Origin of the sequence: Paraburkholderia sp. BL6669N2, from assembly GCF_003387275.1 — a bacterium.
Lineage (GTDB): Bacteria > Pseudomonadota > Gammaproteobacteria > Burkholderiales > Burkholderiaceae > Paraburkholderia.
In genome coordinates, this window is sequence record NZ_QUNA01000001.1 from 2,329,410 (window position 1) to 2,348,964 (window position 19,555).

The following is a 19,555-nucleotide window of genomic DNA, read 5'->3' on the forward strand; positions in this document are numbered from 1 at the left end:
ACATAATTCGGCTCTCTTCGGGTGGTTAGCTCAGCGGTAGAGCACTGCCTTCACACGGCAGGGGTCACTGGTTCGATCCCAGTACTACCCACCAGAATTTTGGTGTGTCGATCACCGAAGACTAAAGGGCTCACGTAGAAATGCGCGAGCCCTTTTTCATTTCTTGTTTGGCTTATGGATCTGTGTGCGGAAACCGTACGGAATGCCAGGCAGATTCCAACGCTCAACGTCGGGCCCAGTCGTCAACTCCGAATCTTCGTACGTTTGCGGCCGCCTGAAACTACTGATATAGTTCGCACTCGGGCTTCGCCCCGTCCATCTTTCCACTTCATTCGACCATAGGGAGGCGTCACATGTTTGCAATGCGTATCGCCGTCCCCGGCATGGTCTCGCGAGCGTTTTCGCGACCTTAATCTGTCCGATTAAGTCGCCGAATTGCCGTTCACGTGGTGTCGCCTGAATCAGGCACTCCGCGCGTTCCCAGACAGTCCGCAGTTCAATCGCCGATGTATTCCGGCGCGTTTTGACTGTCTCGCCCTTTCGCTTCTGACTGGAACCTCGCTGCGCTCATGCGCCACGGGGCGTGACAAATGACCAGAAAAAAACTCGACTTTCGCGGACAAGCCTTCAAGGACGTCCTCGGCTTTACCTTCCACCACTGGGCGCAGCAGCCCTGGCGCATCGTCGTCATCACGGCGCTGGTGCTGCTCTCGGCATTGGCCGACGTACTCACGCCGATGTTCGCGGGACGCCTCGTGGACGCCATCGCGTCCGGCGCGGCGAGCAACGCCGTCGCCTGGCGTGCCGCGATCACGGCCTTTTGCGTGCTGGGCGCGCTCGGCCTCGGCGCCACGTTGCTGCGGCAAGGCGTGTATTTCAACATCATCCGGCTCACGCTCAAGATGATGAGCGAGATCGCGGCCAACGCGTTTCATCGCGTGCAACGCTTTTCGACCGACTGGCACGCCAACAGCTTCGCCGGTTCCACCGTGCGCAAGATCACGCGCGGCATGTGGGCGCTCGACCTGCTCAACGACACGCTGCTGGTCGCCCTGTTGCCGTCTCTCGTCATGCTGCTCGGCGCGACCGTTCTGCTCGGCTGGCGCTGGCCGATGATGGGCGCGGTCGTCGGCATCGGCTCGGTGCTCTACATCGTGGTGACGGTGGCCATGTCGCTGGGCTTTGTCGCGCCGGCCGCACGTCTCGCGAATGCGTGGGACACGCGCATGGGCGGCGCGCTCGCTGACGCGGTCAGTTGCAACGGCGTGGTCAAGGCGTTCGGCGCGGAAGAGCGCGAAGAAGCGCTGCTCGCGCGCGTGATCGCCAAGTGGCGGCACCGCACGCGCCGCACATGGATGCGCGGCACGATCAACGGCGGCGTCCAGGGCGGCATGCTGGTGGCGATCCAGACCGCGATCCTCGGCGCGGCGCTGCTGTTGTGGGCGCGCGGTGAGGCGGGTGTCGGCGACATCACATTCGCATTGACCATGTTCTTCATGCTGCAAGGCTATTTGCGCGAAGTGGGCATGCACATCCGTAACCTGCAACGCTCGGTCAACGACATGGAGGAACTGGTGTCGCAGGAAAGCCAGCCGCTCGGTATCGAGGACCGCCCCGGCGCGGGTCCGATCACGATCGGCAAAGGCGAGATCCGGTTCGAGCACGTCACCTTCCACTACGGAACGAACGGTCAGCCGCTTTACGACAAATTCTCCGTGCGCATTGCGCCGGGCGAGCGCGTCGGATTGGTCGGACATTCGGGTTCGGGGAAGACTACGTTCATCAAGCTCATCCAGCGGCTCTATGACATTTCGGAAGGCAGGATCACGATCGACGGTCAGGACATCGCCCAGGTGCGGCAGGCGTCGCTGCGCAGCCAGATCGCGATCGTTCAGCAGGAGCCGGTGCTGTTTCACCGCTCGCTCGCCGAGAACATCGCGTATGCGCGGCCCGGCGCGAGCCGTGCCGAGATCGAGCACGCCGCGAAGCTTGCGAGCGCGCACGGCTTCATCACGGCGCTGCCCAATGGCTATGACACGCTGGTCGGGGAACGCGGCGTCAAGCTCTCGGGCGGCGAACGTCAGCGCGTCGCCATCGCTCGAGCGTTTCTCGCCGACGCGCCGATCCTGATTCTGGACGAGGCGACGTCGAGTCTCGACAGCGAAAGCGAAGTGTTGATCCAGCAGGCCATGGAACGGCTGATGATGGGCCGCACCACGTTGGTGGTGGCGCACCGTCTTTCCACCGTGCGCGCGCTGGACCGGCTGCTGGTGCTGGATAAGGGCAAGGTAATCGAGGAAGGCAGCCACGACGCGCTGATCAGACTCGAGAACGGCCTGTACCGGCGGTTGTTCGAGCGCCAGGCGCTGGAGTTGATCAAGGGTCTGGGTGAACCGGAACTCGCGACGACTCGGGCCGCGCGGCAGAGCGTGAACCGGACCGACGACTCCAGCTTGCTGGTCGGGAAGTAAATTGAAGTGGGCGTGCGGGACGTCAGCTAGAAATCGCGAGTATTCAGGCGCGCTTTCGGTTGGCGTTCCACCGCCCGTTTTTTATGCGCGCGGGTGCGGGTTCTAACGCGCAAGCGTATGTGCTCATCGGCGCGAACCGTCCAAACGCCTCGTTCATGCGCCGCGCGAATGCCGGGCGCTGCGAACTACACCACGCCCGCAGGCAACCCCACCCCGCGCGCCATCCCGGTCGCTGCAAACACCATCAACACCATCAAAATCGTCTGTATCACGCTATAGCGTGCGTAAGAGCGCGCCTTGTGCAGATCCGGCGCGGCGCCTTTCCTGATTGCGGCGCGCCATCGCATCAGCGCGAGCATCGACGGGACTTCGAGGATGAGAATGATCACGAGCAGCGTCATCTTGAGATGAAAGAGCGGCTCGTGGAGATAGTAGTCGGCGCCCTTTTCGAAACCGCCGAAAGCGCGCATCAATCCGGTGACGATCAGCACCAATGCCGAAATGCCCCACCCTGTATCCGCCCGGAACACGGAGCGCAGCGCGGCGGGCACGGTGGCACGGCGCAACGCCCAGGTGCGCCGCAGAATCGACGCGAGCGCAAAGCCATAAGCAAGCAGATGGATGGCGGCAAGCAACCAGCGAACCAGCATGGCGACTCCTGCAAAGGACGCGACACGATCGTTGTATGTCTCACTCGCCCGCGCTGAAGTGCCGGGCGCCATGACTTCATTATCGACTACGGCTCAATCTACAACGCCTGCTTCGGCCACGGGGTGTGGCCGACTGCACAAATCGGCAGATTCAGACCTGCTGCAAGGATGTGTCAAGCGCGCGGGCGGCGACCCGATCGCCTTCGGTCGTCAGCGCGGTGCGGAACACGGTTTGACGGTTGTGGCCCGCAGCGGCCGGCGAATCCCACAGTAACTCGATCTTCGGACGGCGGCCGAAGTCGCCGCGGGTCAACGACGGCGCAGTCGCCGCACCAAGCGACGCGCCGGATCCATTCGACTCGCCGACGGCGCCGAACGCCACGGCGGGAGTGGGCGTTGGCGTCGGCGTGGCTCGTGCGTCGTGCCCCGCTGCCCAGCGCACGGTCAATTCGCGAGCGTCGTATTGCCCCACCTTGCGGCGCTCCGCCCACACGATCACCGTCCGCGTGGCCGGATCGAGCGCGACCGCATAGCGGCCGATCGCGAAACGGCGCGCGGCGATATTGGTGCGCCACAGCGCGCGCGGCCGGCAGATCCACAGCACGGCCGCATACAGCGCAGGCGCGGCCAGCAACCAGCCGTTGGAGGCCGCCACCGCATTGGCGGCACGCCGCCAGCCGGCGCTCGCGGCAAACGCGCCGACCGACCAGACCGCAAACAGGAACCCGAGGAAAGCAAACAGACGCAGCGCCTGCCGCAGCCATTGCGGCAGCGGATGAAATGGACGCTCGGCCACGGCGCGAGCGCCCGGCAGGAAGATCAGCAGAAACAGGAAGACGAGGTTGATGCACGCCCACGGCGAGGACAGCATGGCCAGCAGCGACGCGCCCGCATCCAGATCCGCCATCGAAAAAAGCCAGCGAGCGAGGATCACGAGACCGATGGCGCGCAGCGCGAAAATCGTTCCGGCGCCGGGCGCCGCGTTCGCGCGCGTCTCTTTCGTTCTCGCCAAGGCATCCTCCTGTCGTCGGCGGCGCCGCAGCCAAATTTGCGGCACGGCCATTATAGGGATATTACGGACAGCGGCTCATTCTTACGGACCGAAACCCACACTTTCGTCGGTTGAAAGAAAAAAACGCGGCGCGCTTGCAACAACGCCCCGTGGGCGGACGGCGCACGGGGCGTTGCTGGCGGTCGTCGAAACGCGTGAGCGCTTCTCGAACCGTTATGACTTTACCTGTCGCGCATTAGCTGGCGTTGACTTCGCGCAGCACCGTGCGGTGCTTCTGGCGCAGCAGTTCTTCGTAAGTCGCGACGTAGTTCTTCGCCATGACCTTCGACGAAAAGCGCGACTCGAACGCCTTGCGCACACCGGCGCGCGACAGCGTGTGCAGACGCTTGACTGCGGCGACCGCGCTGATTTCGTCTTCCACGACGAAGCCCGACACGCCGTTTTCGATCACTTCCGGCACCGAACCGCGGTTGAACGCGATTGCCGGCGTACCGCACGCCATCGCTTCGATCATGACCAGACCGAAGGGCTCCGGCCAGTCGATCGGGAACACCAGTGCATGCGCGTTGCCGAGGAACTCACGCTTTTCGGCTTCGCCGATTTCGCCGATGTACTCGACGTGCGGGAGCGCCATCAGCGGCTTGATCACTTCTTCGTAATAGGCGCGGTCGGCCTTGTCGATCTTGGCCGCGACCTTGAGCTTCATGCCTGCCTGGCCGGCGATGCGGATCGCGCGGTCAAGGCCCTTCTCCGGCGAGACGCGGCCGAGGAAAGCGAGGTAGCCCGGCTCGACGTCGGGGATCGGCGTGAGCACGTTTTCCGGCAGACCGTGATAGACGGTTTGCAGCCAGTTCGCCTGTTGCAGCGGAATGCGCTGGTTGTCCGAAATCGACACCACCGGCACGTCGTTGAACGTGTTGAAAATGGGTTGCAGTTCCGGCAGATCGAGACGACCGTGGAGCGTGGTCAGGAACGGCACCGGCTGACGGGCGAACAGCGAGAACGGGTAGTAGTCGATGTGGAAATGCAGCACGTCGAATTCGTCCGCGCGGCGGCGCACTTCTTCGAGCAGCAGCATGTGCGGCGCCATGACGTCGCGGATGGTCGGGTCGAGGCGCAGCGCCTGCGGCCAGAAAGCTTCGAGTTTCGCCGAGGTTATCGAATCGCCGCTCGCAAAGAGCGTGACGTCGTGGCCCTGCTCGACCAAAGCTTCAGTCAGATAAGACACCACGCGTTCCGTACCGCCATACAGCTTGGGAGGAACCGCCTCGTGCAACGGAGCGATTTGAGCGATTCGCATATGAAAAACTCCTCGTAAAAAATCAGGCAAAGGTGCTGCGTTTGATAAAAGCGACTCGCTTGCTCGCCAGGGCAGTCTGGCCGGACTTGCCGGCGCGGGCCTGATTCTTTCGAGAAATCCCGCGATGGATCGCTTGGGTAGTGAGCCCAGACCCGTGATCAATGTCTGCGCATGTGCCGGTAAACGCACACATGACACCTACGTTGACAAACTGTCAGAAAATTCGGTGGGCCTACAGAGCATGCATTATCGATGCCGGGGTTCACGCTGCACCACAACATTTCAAAGTCTTTACGTTGTTACAAACGCGAAACACTTTGCAAACCCTTGTTTTCTAAGACAGTTCTACAGTGGCAACTGGCTTGCGGCACGGGACCGCCGAAGTGGTCCGGCAAGCTCCTGCGTCAACTTTGCCGGCAAGCGTTGAAGAAATGCCGCACTGCGGTTGAATGCAATTTGTAATTATATCCCGAAATTTTCCGCAACTCGTGCGGCCCCCGGCCTTTCAGACGGGTCGAACAGCCGCAGGTGGCGGACGTCTATCGCGAAATCAATCGCGCCGCGGCCCGGATACACAGGGCGCAATCGCTTTTGCATGTTTACAATGCGAAGCATCGGCTTCGCGGCGAACCTTTCCATGTGGCCCACGCTTTGCATGCACAACCCGAAACATACGAACCTCACGATCAATTGGAACATTTAACCATCGCCCAGCGTAATGCCGAGAACGCAAAGCTCGCGAGCTATGCGCACCGGCCGCTCGCGTTCCTTTTCCGCTTCATCCGTCGCCATCCGCTCGCGCATGCGATCGTCCTGTGCAGCGTGTTTGCGGCCGTGGGCTGCGCGCTCGCTTCGCAGTACGCGATCAAACATCTGATCGACGTGCTTGGCGAGGGCCGGCACCATCCCGGCCCGCTGTGGGGCGCGTTCGCCATCCTGGTCGGCCTGATCGCCGCCGACAACCTGCTATGGCGGGTCGGCGGCTGGGTCGCCGCGCATACGTTCGTCGCCGTGACCGGCGATCTGCGGCGCGACCTGTTCCAGTATCTGAGCGGACACTCGCCCACGTACTACTCCGAGAAGCAGCCGGGCATGCTCGCAAGCCGGATCACGGCGACCTCGAACGCGGTCTACACGGCCGAGAACACCACCGCGTGGAACGTGCTGCCGCCGTGTATCGCGGTGCTGGGCGCGATCGTCATGATCATCGCGGTGAATCCGCTGATGGCCTGCGGCCTGATGCTGTGTTCGGCCATCCTGTCGGTCGTGCTGTACAAGCTGGCCGGGCGCGGTTCGGCGCGCCATCACCATTTCGCGACCAAGGCGGCGTCGGTGGACGGCGAACTGGTGGACGTGATCAGCAACATGGGCCTCGTGCGTGCTTTCGGCATGACGTTTCGCGAGCAGCAGCGCTTCGGCGCAACGGTCAAGGCCGAGATGGACGCGCGCCAGCAGAGCCTGCTGTATCTGGAGAAGCTGCGTCTGCTGCATGCCGTGATCACCGCGCTGCTGTCGGCGGGTTTGCTGGGCTGGGCGCTGTGGCTGTGGGATCAAGGCAAAGCGACCTCGGGCGACATCGTGCTCGTCAGTTCGCTCGGCTTCACGATCCTGCACGGCACGCGCGACCTCGCCGTGGCGCTCGTCGACGTCACGCAGCACGTGGCGCGTCTTGCGGAAGCCGTGCGCACGCTGCTCGAACCGCACGGCATGCCGGACCGCGACGGCGCGACCGAACTCGTGCCGCAAGGCGGCCGCATCGATTTCGAAAGCGTGACGTTCGCCTATCCGCGCCGCCGCCCGATTCTCGATCACTTCGATCTGCATATCGAACCCGGCCAGCGCGTCGGCCTGATCGGCAAGTCGGGCGCGGGCAAATCCACCGTGCTGGCGCTGCTGCAGCGTTTCTACGAGACGCAAGGTGGCGCGATCAAGATCGACGGCCAGGACATCGCCACCATCACGCAGGACAGCTTGCGCCATGCGATCGCGCTGGTGCCGCAGGATATCTCGCTGTTCCACCGCACGGTGTACGAGAACATCGCTTACGGACGTCCGGAGGCGAGCCGCGAAGAAGTGCTCGCAGCCGCGCGCGAGGCGCGCTGCGCGGATTTCATCGAGGCGATGCCGGAAGGTTACGACACGATCGTCGGCGACCGCGGCGTGAAGCTGTCGGGCGGCCAGCGTCAGCGGATCGCCATTGCACGCGCGATCCTGAAGAATGCGCCGATCCTGCTCCTCGACGAAGCCACGTCGGCGCTCGACAGCGCGTCGGAAGAAGCGATCCAGAAAGCACTTGACCGGCTGATGGTCGGCCGCACCGTGGTCGCGATCGCGCACCGGCTGTCGACGCTGAACAACTTCGACCGGATCATCGTGATGAGCGCCGGCAAGGTCATCGACGACGGCAGTCCGGAAGAACTGCGCCAGCGTCCCGGCCTGTATCGCGATCTGCTGACCAAGCAGTATGGCAAGGGCCATACGCTGCACATCGGCGGCAAGAAGGTCGACGAACAGCACGTGGTGTAAGCCTGCGAGCGCGGCATGCTTTGAGCCGCGCGCCGTCGTCGCCATTCATAAGAAAAGCCGCTCTCGGAGCGGCTTTTCTTTTACGCGCGTTGCCACAACAGCAGTTCCGACCGCGGCCTACCCAGCCTGCGTCTCCCGCGCCGCCTTTTTCCCCGACACCGCGCGCGCCTTCCTGTTTCGGGTGCTCTTTGCACCAGCGACGCCCTGCAAATCGCGCATGAAGTTATCGCGCCACACCGACACATTGTTCTCGCGCAACTGCACCATCATGTCGCGATGACGCGCCTGACGCTCCGCGAGCGGCATGTCGAGCGCCCGTGCGAGCGCCTCGGCCATGCCGTCGATATCGACCGGATTGACGATCAACGCGCCGTCCAGTTCCTGCGCGGCGCCGGCAAAGCGCGACAGCACGAGCACGCCGGGATTTTCCGGATCCTGCGCCGACACATACTCCTTGGCGACGAGGTTCATGCCGTCGCGCAACGGCGTCACATAGCCAACGTGCGCGGTGCGGAACAGCGCGGCCAGCACCGAGCGCTCGTACTGCTTGTGGATGTAGAGAATCGGCGTCCAGTCCAGTTCGGCGAAACGCCCGTTGATCCGCCCCGACTCCCCTTCCAGCTGCAAGCGGATATCCTGATACGCATGCATGTCGGCGCGCGTCGGCGGCGCGATCTGCAGGAACGACACCTTGTTGCGTTGCGCGGTCGCGTGTTCGAGCAGACGCTCGAACGCGCGAAACCGCTCGACCAATCCCTTCGAATAATCGAGTCGGTCCACACTCATGATCAGCTTGCGCGAATGCAGCGTCGCTTTCATGGTGCGCACCGGTTTGCCGCGCTCACCCGCTTTCGCAAGTTCGGCGATCTCGTCCGGATAAACGCCGATCGGATACGCCGCCGCGCGCAGCGTGCGGCCGAACGCGTCGATCGTCAGCGGGCCTTTCGCCGATGCGTCGACCGAGCCGTTCGCCTCATTGACGATATAGTCGCAAAACGCGCGCAGATCCGGCGCTGTCTGGAAGCCGAGCAGATCGAACGAACACAGCGCTTCCACCAGTTCGCGATGCGGCGGCACTGCCAGCAGCACCTGCGAAGCCGGAAACGGAATATGCAGGAAAAAGCCGATGCGATTCTTCACACCCGCCGCGCGCAGCGCCTGCGCGAACGGAATCAGATGGTAGTCGTGGACCCAGATCACGTCGTCGTCGCGCAGCAGCGGCACGAGTTGTTGCGCCAGCCACGCATTGACGCGGCCGTAGCCCTCGAAATCGTGCCGGTCGTATTGCAGCAGATCGGCGCGATAGTGGAATGCGGGCCACAGCGTAGCGTTCGAGAAGCCACGATAGTACTGATCGTAGTCGCGGCGCATCAGCGCGATGGTCGCGAAAGTCACCGGGCCGCGCTCCTCGACCTTGATCTGCGGCTGGCCCGAGCTGAGCACGTCGCCGCTCCAGCCGAACCACATGCCGCCGGTTTCCTTCAGCGCGTCGTACACGCCGACCGCCAGACCGCCCGCCGCCGGGCCGCCCTCCGAGATCGGCGCAACCCGGTTCGATACGATGATCAGTCGGCTCATGAAGCGCGATTCCCGATGCACTGCTCGGTTTGCCTGGGGCGATGCGACGCGGCCATCATGCGGTGCGCGCCGCCGCGACGATCGATGCCAGCCAGTCGAGCAGATGCGACACCGAGTCGATACGCGTATGCGCCAGCGTCTCGCCCGGACCGACCTTGATCGACACGCCGCCGCGCTCGTTGACGACCGCGAAGCCTTTCTCGTCGGTCAGATCGTCGCCGGCAAAGACCGGCTTGCGGCCGACGAATGGCGGCTCGTCGAGGAAGGCGCGCAGCGCACGGCCCTTGTCGACATCTTTAGGCTTGATTTCGTAGACCATCTTGCCGGGCTGCAGCACGTAGGAGCCGGCGTAATCGGCCACCAGCCGCTCGGTCGCCTCCCGCGCCACCGGCTCGCGATCGGGCGCATTGCGGTAATGCAGCGCCACGGCCGCGCCCTTGATCTCGAGCAGCATGCCCGCGTTCTCGTTGACCACCTGCGCGAGCACCTGCTCCATGCGCAGCAGCCGCTCGTCATGGAAGCCGATGCGCTGCGTGTCGCCGTTCGCGTCGCGCCGCTCGGCGCCGTGCAGGCCGGCTATCGGCAGATCGGGCATGTTGAGAAAACTGTCGATGCTGTCGATACCGCGCCCCGACACGACCGCGACCGCGCCGTTCGTCAAGCTGCGCAGTTCGGTTAGCAAATCGATCACGCGAGGTTCCACCAGCACGCCGTCCGGCGTGGGCGCGAGTTCGACCAGCGTGCCGTCGAAATCGAAGAAGAATGCTGTCTCGCTCGGAGACAGAACAGCCGGAAGTGCTTGCATCGGTTAGTTTTGCCTTTCAGCCTTCTGCGGCCGGAAAAGTGTGCGCATCTTACCGCGCATCCATCAATTTTTCGAGAAAGTAAGGCTGGGCACCGGCCCAGCCGGGCGTCGCAGCCACGGTCGGCGGCGATTGCGTTCAAAATGGGAACAATCGGGCTTCACCCGGCTTTCAGCCGCCTGCGTCAAATTGCCTCGCAAACCGTGCGCCCGTGGGCGCTGCGCGACGTCATCGGGAAATTTGCGCTAAAGTCGCAGCCACGCGAAACATCGCGGTTACGACCATATTTGCACACTATGACCGCGCAAGCGCGGCACGCGCATCGAGCGGCGCCGCAATTCAATCGAGTAACTAAACCCTGCTTTGTTCCCGATCTTCTCATCCCGGCACTCGCAACCGTTCTTCGCAATGTCACGCAGGCTGCGGTCCGCGCGCCTGCTTGCGCTGACCCTGACGCTGGGCGCGCTGACCGCGCTCGCCGGCTGCACGCATCGCACGGAAACCTGGCAGTTGACCAATGTGACCGGCCATCTGCCGGATCTCGACTTTACGCTGACCGGCGACGATGGCCGCCCCGTCACCGGCGATTCATTCAAGGGCCGCACCTCGCTCGTCTATTTCGGCTACACGCATTGCCCGGACGTCTGCCCTGAAACGATGGGCCGGCTGATGCAGGTGCTCGACAAGCTCGGCCCCGACGCGCAGAAGGTGCGCATCCTGTTCATCACCGTCGATCCCGCGCGCGACACGGCGCAGGCCTTGCACGATTATGTCGGCGCCTTCGACGCACAACACGCCGAAGGGCTGACCGGCACCGACTGGCAGATCGAGTCGCTCGCCAAGCGTTATCGCGTCGCTTATCAGATGGAAAAGCGCGACCCTTCCGGCAACTATGAAGTCACCCATAGTTCCGCCGTCTATGTGTTCGACAGCCAGGGCCACGCGCGCCTGCTGGCTACCGACCACGACACGCCCGATGCGATCGCGCAAGACCTGCGCCGCATCATCAATGACCGTTCCTGACCTTTCCCGAGTTCAACCATGTCGATCAAGATCAAAACGTTCGCTGCACTGAGTTGCGCCCTTGCCCTTTCGTTCGGTGTCGCATCGACCGCGCAAGCCGCGGGCGCCAATGCGGTCAGCGTCAAGGACGCGTGGGTTCGCTGGCTGCCCAACAACCTGCCCGCCGCCGGCTATGCGACGCTCGTCAACGCGAGCGACAAACCGGTCGACCTCGTCGATATTTCCAGCAACGACTACGGCGACGCAATGCTGCATCAGACCGTGTCGAACGGTTCGTCGCAGAAGATGGTGATGGTCGACAAGCTGACGATACCCGCGCACGGCCAGGTCTCGATCGCGCCCGGCGGCTATCACGTGATGCTCGAAGACGCGAAGCACAAGGTCGCGCCGGGCGACACCGTACATCTCAAGCTCAAATTCTCCGACGGCGAAACGCTCGATACGCCGTTCGCCGTCAAGTCGCCGGCGCAAACCAAGTAACCGGGTAACGTGCCGCGATGAATCTGCTCTACTGGCTCGATCCGTGGGAGTTTTCGCCGACCGTCGTGATCGCGCTGCTGGTGCCCGCGATCCTGTTCGTGCGTGGCGCGCGTAAAGCGAAGGTGTCGGTCGCGCGGCGTATCTCCTTCTGGTTCGGACTGGCGGCTTTGTATGTCGCGTTGCATACGCGGCTCGATTATTTCTTCGAGCATGAGTTCTTCATGCATCGCGCGCAGCATCTGGTGCTGCATCACCTCGGGCCATTTTTCATCGCGCTGTCGTATCCGGGCACCGCGTTACGTGCGGGTATTCCGTTCAGCTGGCGGCAACGCTTCGTGCGGCCCGCGCTCGAAACTCCGGTGGTGCGCAAGTTCCTCGACGTGGTGATGCATCCCGTGGTCGCGGTGACGCTGTTCGTCGGGCTGATCTACTTCTGGCTGATGTCGCCGATTCATTTCGTGGCGATGCTCGACTGGCGGCTTTATCGCGTGATGAACTGGAGCATGGTGATCGACGGCCTGCTGTTCTGGTGGCTCGTGCTCGATCCGCGTCCCGCGCCGCCCGCGCGGCTGTCGCCGGGCAAGCGCGTGCTGGTGGTGATCGCCGCGATTCCGCCGCAGATCATTCTCGGCGCGTTCATCTTCTTCACGCCGCATGAGCTGTATCCGATCTACTCGATCTGCGGCCGCGCATTCACGTGGTTGAGCCCGATGCGCGACCAGCAGATCGGCGGGCTGTTGCTGTGGATTCCGGGTTCGATGATGAGCGTGATCGGCGCGCTGCTCGCCTTGCGTCACTGGATGCGGCTGTCGTCGCGCGGACGTTTGCGTGGCGAACGGCGCGCGACGGCGAAGCAGGCGGCGGCGCCCACCGCTTCAGCGCCGGCGCGCGGTCAACGCTGACACCACGATTCGATTAACAACCTGGCGCGCCGCGCGAGGCTCTGATTGCAGGAGCCGCTTCAGGCCGACCGCATCCACATATGCGGGATACCGTCTTCCTCGTGAATCTCCGAAACCGGCGTGAAGCCAAACGCACCATAGAAACCTTGCAGATGCGCCTGCGCATGCAACCGAATCGGCGTGCCAGGCCACTGCGCGCGAATATGCGTCAGCGACCGCTCGAGCATCGAATTGCCCAGACCGATACCGCGGAATCCGGCGGTCGTGAGCACGCGGCCAATGCGGATATCGCTGTCGTCCGCATCGGGCAGCAGCACGCGCAGATAACCCGCGAGCGCCGGCCGTCCTTTATCGGAGCCGTAGACCAGCAGGTGCCACGCATCCATGTCGAGCCCGTCGATATCGCCGTACAGGCAATTCTGTTCGACGACGAACACCGCGGCGCGTGCGCCCAGCATCGTGTAGACCTCGACGCCCGAGAGTTCATCGAAGAATTTCCAGCGCCAATCGAGTAGCGCGAGCCGCATGGCGGCGGTTTGCTGCGGTTCAGTCATGACAACGTTCTAAGAGAAGAGTCGCACCGCACTTGAAGCGGCGATGCGTGATTATGCCGCGCGTGACGGCTTCGCCGCTGTGCGGCGCTCAGTTGCGACGCGCAGCACGCGCCTTCGACGCCTGTTTGTGGCTGTACATCGCAGCGTCGGCGGCCGCCAGCAGTTCGGCAATCGACTGGTGCCAGACAGGATCGTATTGAATCTGCCCGACGCTGTAGCGGATGTGATAACCGCGCTGCGCTTCGGCATTGCGGGCGTCCAGCATCTGCGCGAGACGCTGCGTCACTTCCTGCGTGGTGCCGCTGTCCGAATCGGTGAGCAGCACGACGAACTCGTCGCCGCCGAGCCGCCCGATCACATCGCTTTCACGCAGTGCGGTGCGCAAGACCTCGGCGAAGGTCTTCAGCGCGCGATCGCCTTCGGCATGCCCGAGCGTGTCGTTGATCTGCTTGAAATCGTTCAGGTCGAAGAACAGCAGCGACGCCGATTTGTGCATCCGCTTGCAAACGTTCAGCGCATGTTGCGCGAGCGCCTCGAAACCGCGCCGGTTGGACAGGAGCGTCAGATCGTCGAGCGTGGCCAACTGCACTGCCGCCAACTCCTGCTCGGCCATATGCGCCAGATCGCGCAGCAGTTCGCGTTCTTCTTCGTCGAGGCCACGCGGTTTGGTGTCGATCAGACACAGCGTGCCGAGCTTGTTGCCGTTGGGCACGGTCAGCGGACAGCCGGCATAGAAGCGGATATTTGGGTTGTCCGTGACGAGCGGATTGTCGTGAAACCGCTCGTCCGCAAGCGTGTCGGGCACCATCAGGATTTCGTCGCCCAGAATCGCGTGCGCGCAGAACGATACGTCGCGCGAGGTCTCGCTCGCCTTCAGGCCGACGCATGACTTGAACCATTGACGTTCCGCGTCGACCAGACTCACGAGCGCGATGGGCACGCTGAAGAGCCGCCTGGCGAGCCGGGTCAGACGATCAAAGCGCTCTTCCGGCGACGTATCGAGAATATGCAGCGCACGCAGGGTGTCGAGACGGGCGCTTTCATTACTGGGCGTCGGTGGGACATGCATGTTGTATTCCCTGGGTCGGCCGGCGTGGCTAAAGTGGCTGGCAGGTAGTGTATAGCGACGTTCTTTACGCTGGGGCAAAACCGGGGCGCGAGAGTTCCCGCCGATTTCGTGTGCGCGCCGGATCGTGTTCGCGCCGATGCTGGTTGCATCGTCCTGCACGCTCGCGCGGCTATGGCTCTACTACGGGTTGGCGAAGACCGGTTCGACAGGCTGCGCGAGACAGTCGATCAGATTGCCGGGACCGCACAGATGCAGCGCGCCGACGACCACCAGCGTGCGCTCCGGTCGCGTGAGCAACCCGGTCAGGCGCGCCGCCCATGCGCGATTGCGCGCGTCGAGAATCGCATGCCGGATGCCCGGCAGATTGAACATCGGCGACTCGATGGCGATCTGATGCACAGCGAGCAGGTCGCCATTCAGCCAGGCCGCGTGCATGCGCTCGAGCGTGCGCTGTGGTTCGGCGAGATCAGCCATGAGCAGGCCGAGCGCCGCGCCGACGGCATCGAGCGGAATCGATTCGAGCGCCGTCGCCACCTCCTCCGCGGTCTCGAGATACCGATAAGGTTTGGCCTGCGTGATCGCCGAGCGCAGCATACGCGGCTCGACACCTTCGACGACCTGCTGGAACAACGTCGGCGCGACGATCAGCGCAGCCCACGGACGCAGATCCGCGAGCGGCGCCAGCGGTCCATCAACGGGCCATGCCGCGTGAAGTTGCCGCCATGCGTCGGCGGATAGCAAGGGCTGCAGTTGCTCCGCACTGCCTTGCCCGTCGGCCTTTAGAAACGGCAGGATCGTCGGCGGATCGGACTCGAAGACGAGCGCCTCGGCCCAGTCATAGGCCTCGGCGATCCACGGCTGCGTTCTGCGGCTCGTCGCCGGAAACAGATGCATCGAGCCGAGCAGGCGAACTTGAGTGCCGGTGAGTTGTAGGTACATGCAGCCTCGGTATTGATAGGCAATGACGATGTTCCAGCAGTTGTCGCGGGTTTGCCCGGCCCTGTGCTTTCGCGATACAAAGCATTGCCATCAATTGGAAGCGGTGACAAGCAATGCTTATGAACGCGAGGATGCTATTGCACACGCTACGTTAATGGCAATCGCCGAATGCCCTCGATGCATCGTTCTGTGTATTAAACGATGAGCAAATCAGATTTGAAAGACTATGAAACGAAGGTGAAAGTGCGGGCAACGCAAATGGTAGCCAAGCATTTGATGTTGGTGGTCGAACGTGCCGCGCAGCGCTGGTCATTCGCGCCCACTCGAAGCGCTGATGATCGCAAGTGGGCAACGTGCTCTCGCTACCCTGTGGCCTTGCATCGAAACCTGCAACCGCGCGAGCGCCCGCAGCCGCTTCGCCAGCGAAACCGAGGCCGAAAAACGAAAAGCCCCGACGAGTCGGGGCTTTTCGCTACATCAACTACTGGAGGCGCGAGCCGGAGTCGAACCGGCCTAAACGGCTTTGCAGGCCGCTGCATAACCGCTTTGCTATCGCGCCGCAAGCGGACTGGAACCTAGCAACAGATTCGCAGATTTTGTCTGGCGGGCAACCGGAAGAACCGGGCCACCAAACAAAAAGGGAAGCGTTGCTTCCCCTTATGTATGGAGCGGGAGACGAGGCTCGAACTCGCGACCTCAACCTTGGCAAGGTTGCGCTCTACCAACTGAGCTACTCCCGCATTGAACTGCTTCACAACGCACTGCACTTCCACTTGCCAAACAATGCGCTGCTTTAAAAATCTGGAGCGGGAGACGAGGCTCGAACTCGCGACCTCAACCTTGGCAAGGTTGCGCTCTACCAACTGAGCTACTCCCGCATTGTGCTGCTTTTGCCGTGCTATCTGCTGCCTTGTTACTGCAACTGCTCGCTTACTGCCACCGATGTTTCGAACTGCGCGCATCGGAGAAACGAGATTATGGAGAAACGACTGAAACGTGTCAACCCCTTTTGCGAATCTCTTTTACCGAACAGATTTCACTCATGCGGCAGCGAAGTTCGGACATACGCCGGGCGCGCTCCACTACGACGAAAACTCAGGCCACGCCGCCCCGTTCGCGGATCTGCGGCCACGCGAGCTTCATGTAGTAGAGCATCGACCAGATCGTCAGGAACGCGGCCAGATAGATGAGCCACAGGCCCCACACGCGCGTGTCGATCACCACGCCGCCGAATGACAGCGGGCCGTAGAACAGCAGCATGGGAATCGCCACCATCTGGCAAACGGTCTTGAGCTTGCCGAGCGAATTCACCGCGACGCTCTTCGACGCGCCGATCTGCGCCATCCATTCGCGCAACGCCGAGATCGCGATTTCGCGCCCGACGATCACGAGCGCAATCGCAGAATCGATACGCGTGAGTTGCACGAGCACCAGCAACGCGGCGGTCACCATCAGCTTGTCGGCGACCGGATCGAGGAACGCGCCAAATGCCGAGGTCTGATTCCACTTGCGCGCCAGATAGCCGTCGAACCAGTCGGTCAGCGCCGCCAGAATGAAGATGGTCGCGGCCGCCAGATTGCGGTGCGCGGGGCTCATCATCATGTTGGGCAAATAGAACACACCGACGACGAGCGGGATCAGGACGATCCGCAGCCAGGTCAGGAAAATCGGGAAATTAAACGGCATGGGCAGGCGCAGCGTCTGGCAAGGGAGATGCAATTGTGCCGTGTCATAAGGCCTGCCACAAGCAAAGCGGCGGCAAAGCAGCGCGCAGATGTTGCCGTGCGCGCCGCCGCGGCGCTGCTCGAAAGCGGTTGAGCGGCCGGCCGCGACCGCCGCCATCAGTGCAATTGCCGGTAAATCTGCTCCGCGAGCGCCTGCGAAATGCCTTCGACGCTCGCCAGATCCTCGACACTGGCCGCAACCACGCCGCGCAATCCACCAAAGCGCGCGAGCAACCGTTGACGCCGCTTCGCGCCCACGCCTTCCAGCTCTTCCAGCCGCGAGGTCTGGCGCGTCTTGGCGCGCTTCGCGCGCATGCCGGTGATGGCGAAGCGGTGCGCTTCGTCGCGGATCTGCGCGACCAGCATGAGTGCGGCGCTTTCCTTGCCGAGTTCGAGCGGCGCGCGGCCGTCGGCGAAAATCAGGGTTTCGAGGCCGACCTTACGCCCTTCGCCCTTCGCGACGCCGACCAGCATGCCGGTATCGAGACCCAGCTCCGTAAACACCTGACGCGCGATTTCGACCTGGCCCTTGCCGCCGTCGATCAGCACGATAGTCGGCAGGATGCCGCCGGCCGCGACCGGCTCCGCGGCGTCCGGCGTGAGCGACGGATCGGCGGCCGCATCGCTCTGCAACTCGGCGGCTTCGTCGGCGGCGTTCGCGGCGGCTTGCTCGACCATCTTCTCGTAGCGGCGCGTGAGCACCTGGCGCATCGCGGCATAGTCGTCGCCGGGCGTAATGCCGGTGATGTTGTAGCGGCGGTATTCCGACGACTGCATCTTGTGATGGTGATACACCACGCAGGAAGCCTGGGTCGCCTCACCCATCGTGTGGCTGATGTCGAAGCATTCGATACGCAAGTGCGCGAGATCGTCGCACTCCATGCCGAGCGTGTCCGTCAGCGCGCGTGTGCGGGCTTGTTGCGAGCCCTGCTCCGAAAGCAGGCGCGCGAGCGCGAGCCGTGCGTTCTGTTCGGCCATCGCGAGCCACGCGCGCCGTTGCCCTTGCGGCTGGCGCAGCACCGTGACCTTGTGGCCGGCTTGTTCGATCAGCACGTCGACCAGCTCGCGATCGGCGGGTGCGTGGCTGACCACCAGCACCGGCGGCACGCGGTTGCCCAGGTAATGCTGGGCGATGAATGCTTCGAGGACTTCGGCTTCGATTCCACCGGTTGCGGCACGACCTTTGCGCGGCTTTGCGGGTTCGGAGCCGGCTTCGTCGGCTACGTCGGCTTCTTCGGCGGCGTCCTCTTCATCCTGCTCGTCCTCCGATGGCATCTCTTGCGCGAGCGCAAGAGCGTCACTGGCATCGGCCAACCCCGCCGTTTCATCGTCGATGACACTGACTTGCGCGAGCGGGTTCGACGCGAGCGCCACATCGGCCAACGCGGCGCTATCTTCTTCCAGTCCGCCCTCGTCCGCCGTCAACGCGCTTTCCACGTGCGCCGGGAAATACGCCTTGTCGCCGAGATGCCGGCCGCCGCGCACCATCGCCAGATTCACGCACACGCGGCCGCCCAGCGCGACGACCGCAAGAATATCCACGTCGCTGTCGCTGCCGACTTCGATCGCCTGCTGATGCAGCACCGTCGACAGCGAACTCATCTGGTTGCGCACCGCCGCGGCCTGCTCGAACTTCAGTTCGCTCGCGAAGGCATGCATCTTCTGCTCGAGCTCCTTCATCACCTCGCCCTGACGGCCGAGCAGAAAGCGCGATGCGTTGGCGACGTCGCGCGCGTAATCCTCTTCATTGATCGCCGCGACGCACGGCGCCGTGCAGCGACCGATCTGATGCAACAGACAAGGCCGCGTGCGGTTGTTGAACACGGAGTCTTCGCACGTACGCAACTGGAACACGCGCTGCAGGATCTGGATGCTCTCGCGCACCGCCCACGCACTCGGAAACGGACCGAAGTACTGATTCTTGCGATCCACGGCGCCACGGTAATACGCCATGCGCGGAAACTTGTGGCCGGTCAGCTTGAGGTAGGGATACGACTTGTCGTCGCGAAACAGAATGTTGTAGCGCGGCGCGAGCGCCTTGATCAGGTTGTTTTCGAGCAGCAGCGCTTCGGCCTCAGAGCGCGTGACGGTTGTCTCGATGCGCGCAATGCGCGTGACCATCATCGCGATGCGCGGCGACAGCAGCGTCTTGGTGAAGTAGCTCGAGACGCGCTTCTTCAGATCGCGTGCCTTGCCCACGTAAAGCACCGCGCCGTGCGTATCGTAATAGCGATAGACGCCGGGCAGATGCGGCAGTTGGGCGAGCACTTTTTTTGGCTCGAAAACGTCGGTTGCTTCGGGTTCGGTCATGCAGAATCGGTCGGGTGGGACGGTCTCGCGAAGCGTTGCTCCGTTGCCGCGCGCCGCGGCGAACCGGAGGGCGCCCTGCGCGCGCAATCGTGAACGAGTGCTTTAGAATCGCCAGTTTAGAACATTCCGCGCGCGTCCGAACCTTGTCGGCTCGAATCGGGACACGCATCGGCGGCAGCTTCGTCAGCTTGCGGCGAAGTGCAACGCGGTCGCA

General features: G+C 63.2%; 15 protein-coding genes and 4 tRNA genes. 6 read left to right on the forward strand and 13 right to left on the reverse strand.

Annotation, left to right across the window (positions count from 1 at the left end):
- The first annotated feature begins 19 nt into the window (after positions 1-19).
- Both B0G80_RS10555 and B0G80_RS10560 read left to right on the forward strand, forming a co-directional pair.
- A tRNA-Val gene (locus tag B0G80_RS10555) sits at positions 20-94 on the forward strand.
- A 496-nt stretch (positions 95-590) separates the two neighbouring features.
- The gene (locus tag B0G80_RS10560) at positions 591-2,471 is read left to right on the forward strand and encodes an ABC transporter ATP-binding protein (protein WP_116117956.1); all 1,881 of its coding nucleotides are present in this window, start codon (positions 591-593) and stop codon (positions 2,469-2,471) included.
- Between the two features lie 185 nt (positions 2,472-2,656).
- Here B0G80_RS10560 and B0G80_RS10565 read toward each other — a convergent pair whose 3' ends face one another.
- The 3 genes from B0G80_RS10565 to B0G80_RS10575 form a co-directional block, all read right to left on the reverse strand.
- The gene (locus B0G80_RS10565) at positions 2,657-3,121 is read right to left on the reverse strand and encodes a DUF2214 family protein (RefSeq protein ID WP_116117957.1); all 465 of its coding nucleotides are present in this window, start codon (positions 3,119-3,121) and stop codon (positions 2,657-2,659) included.
- A gap of 151 nt (positions 3,122-3,272) precedes the next feature.
- Positions 3,273-4,133 carry a hypothetical protein gene (locus B0G80_RS10570; RefSeq protein WP_116119621.1) on the reverse strand — a complete coding sequence of 287 codons (861 nt, stop codon included), beginning with the start codon at positions 4,131-4,133 and terminating at the stop codon, positions 3,273-3,275.
- 235 nt (positions 4,134-4,368) lie between these two features.
- Entirely contained in the window at positions 4,369-5,433 is a 1,065-nt protein-coding gene (locus B0G80_RS10575) for a glycosyltransferase family 4 protein (protein WP_106283738.1), read from the reverse strand.
- A 690-nt stretch (positions 5,434-6,123) separates the two neighbouring features.
- Between B0G80_RS10575 and B0G80_RS10585 the strand changes: the two genes are divergently transcribed.
- Positions 6,124-7,959, forward strand: coding sequence for an ABC transporter ATP-binding protein (locus tag B0G80_RS10585; RefSeq protein WP_106283741.1), 1,836 nt, complete (start codon positions 6,124-6,126; stop codon positions 7,957-7,959).
- A 117-nt stretch (positions 7,960-8,076) separates the two neighbouring features.
- On the opposite strand, the gene otsA is transcribed toward B0G80_RS10585, so the two are convergent.
- Entirely contained in the window at positions 8,077-9,537 is a 1,461-nt protein-coding gene (gene otsA, locus B0G80_RS10590) for an alpha,alpha-trehalose-phosphate synthase (UDP-forming) (RefSeq protein ID WP_116117959.1), read from the reverse strand.
- A gap of 55 nt (positions 9,538-9,592) precedes the next feature.
- Complete coding sequence (otsB, locus tag B0G80_RS10595) at positions 9,593-10,342, reverse strand: trehalose-phosphatase (RefSeq protein WP_116117960.1); 750 nt, start codon at positions 10,340-10,342, stop codon at positions 9,593-9,595.
- 406 nt (positions 10,343-10,748) lie between these two features.
- Here otsB and B0G80_RS10600 point away from each other — a divergent pair, with 406 nt between their 5' ends.
- Genes B0G80_RS10600 through B0G80_RS10610 form a run of 3 tightly spaced genes read left to right on the forward strand, consistent with a single transcriptional unit; the run spans position 10,749 to position 12,745 of the window.
- On the forward strand, positions 10,749-11,363 hold the full coding sequence (locus B0G80_RS10600) for an SCO family protein (protein WP_116117961.1): 615 nt from the start codon (positions 10,749-10,751) through the stop codon (positions 11,361-11,363).
- Between the two features lie 18 nt (positions 11,364-11,381).
- A complete protein-coding gene (locus tag B0G80_RS10605) occupies positions 11,382-11,843 on the forward strand; it encodes a copper chaperone PCu(A)C (RefSeq protein ID WP_116117962.1) in 462 nt (153 codons plus the stop codon).
- Between the two features lie 17 nt (positions 11,844-11,860).
- Positions 11,861-12,745: a cytochrome c oxidase assembly protein gene (locus B0G80_RS10610; RefSeq protein ID WP_116117963.1), complete on the forward strand. Its 885-nt coding sequence runs from the start codon at positions 11,861-11,863 to the stop codon at positions 12,743-12,745.
- 59 nt (positions 12,746-12,804) lie between these two features.
- On the opposite strand, the gene B0G80_RS10615 is transcribed toward B0G80_RS10610, so the two are convergent.
- The 8 genes from B0G80_RS10615 to uvrC form a co-directional block, all read right to left on the reverse strand.
- Positions 12,805-13,299, reverse strand: a complete 495-nt coding sequence (locus B0G80_RS10615) for a GNAT family N-acetyltransferase (protein ID WP_116117964.1) — start codon at positions 13,297-13,299, stop codon at positions 12,805-12,807.
- An 88-nt stretch (positions 13,300-13,387) separates the two neighbouring features.
- Positions 13,388-14,368 carry a sensor domain-containing diguanylate cyclase gene (locus B0G80_RS10620; RefSeq protein ID WP_116117965.1) on the reverse strand — a complete coding sequence of 327 codons (981 nt, stop codon included), beginning with the start codon at positions 14,366-14,368 and terminating at the stop codon, positions 13,388-13,390.
- A 180-nt stretch (positions 14,369-14,548) separates the two neighbouring features.
- Positions 14,549-15,307, reverse strand: coding sequence for a TraB/GumN family protein (locus B0G80_RS10625; protein ID WP_116117966.1), 759 nt, complete (start codon positions 15,305-15,307; stop codon positions 14,549-14,551).
- Between the two features lie 485 nt (positions 15,308-15,792).
- A tRNA-Cys gene (locus B0G80_RS10630) sits at positions 15,793-15,866 on the reverse strand.
- 105 nt (positions 15,867-15,971) lie between these two features.
- Positions 15,972-16,047 (reverse strand) — tRNA-Gly (locus B0G80_RS10635).
- A gap of 62 nt (positions 16,048-16,109) precedes the next feature.
- Positions 16,110-16,185: transfer RNA gene (locus B0G80_RS10640), tRNA-Gly, on the reverse strand.
- 217 nt (positions 16,186-16,402) lie between these two features.
- Positions 16,403-16,993 (reverse strand): CDP-diacylglycerol--glycerol-3-phosphate 3-phosphatidyltransferase, encoded by a 591-nt coding sequence (gene pgsA, locus B0G80_RS10645; protein ID WP_106283830.1) that lies wholly within the window; start codon positions 16,991-16,993, stop codon positions 16,403-16,405.
- Positions 16,994-17,148: 155 nt separating this feature from the next.
- The gene (gene uvrC / locus B0G80_RS10650; protein ID WP_116117967.1) at positions 17,149-19,341 is read right to left on the reverse strand and encodes an excinuclease ABC subunit UvrC; all 2,193 of its coding nucleotides are present in this window, start codon (positions 19,339-19,341) and stop codon (positions 17,149-17,151) included.
- Between the last annotated feature and the right edge of the window lie 214 nt (positions 19,342-19,555).

Excerpts from the sequence above, each read along its gene's own strand:
- B0G80_RS10560 (WP_116117956.1), top strand. The coding sequence starts at position 591 with ATGACCAGAAAAAAACTCGACTTTCGCGGACAAGCCTTCAAGGACGTC.
- B0G80_RS10565 (WP_116117957.1), bottom strand. The coding sequence starts at position 3,121 with ATGCTGGTTCGCTGGTTGCTTGCCGCCATCCATCTGCTTGCTTATGGC.
- B0G80_RS10575 (WP_106283738.1), bottom strand. The coding sequence starts at position 5,433 with ATGCGAATCGCTCAAATCGCTCCGTTGCACGAGGCGGTTCCTCCCAAG.
- otsA (WP_116117959.1), bottom strand. The coding sequence starts at position 9,537 with ATGAGCCGACTGATCATCGTATCGAACCGGGTTGCGCCGATCTCGGAG.
- otsB (WP_116117960.1), bottom strand. The coding sequence starts at position 10,342 with ATGCAAGCACTTCCGGCTGTTCTGTCTCCGAGCGAGACAGCATTCTTC.
- B0G80_RS10600 (WP_116117961.1), top strand. The coding sequence starts at position 10,749 with ATGTCACGCAGGCTGCGGTCCGCGCGCCTGCTTGCGCTGACCCTGACG.
- B0G80_RS10605 (WP_116117962.1), top strand. The coding sequence starts at position 11,382 with ATGTCGATCAAGATCAAAACGTTCGCTGCACTGAGTTGCGCCCTTGCC.
- B0G80_RS10610 (WP_116117963.1), top strand. The coding sequence starts at position 11,861 with ATGAATCTGCTCTACTGGCTCGATCCGTGGGAGTTTTCGCCGACCGTC.
- B0G80_RS10615 (WP_116117964.1), bottom strand. The coding sequence starts at position 13,299 with ATGACTGAACCGCAGCAAACCGCCGCCATGCGGCTCGCGCTACTCGAT.
- B0G80_RS10620 (WP_116117965.1), bottom strand. The coding sequence starts at position 14,368 with ATGCATGTCCCACCGACGCCCAGTAATGAAAGCGCCCGTCTCGACACC.
- B0G80_RS10625 (WP_116117966.1), bottom strand. The coding sequence starts at position 15,307 with ATGTACCTACAACTCACCGGCACTCAAGTTCGCCTGCTCGGCTCGATG.
- pgsA (WP_106283830.1), bottom strand. The coding sequence starts at position 16,993 with ATGCCGTTTAATTTCCCGATTTTCCTGACCTGGCTGCGGATCGTCCTG.
- uvrC (WP_116117967.1), bottom strand. The coding sequence starts at position 19,341 with ATGACCGAACCCGAAGCAACCGACGTTTTCGAGCCAAAAAAAGTGCTC.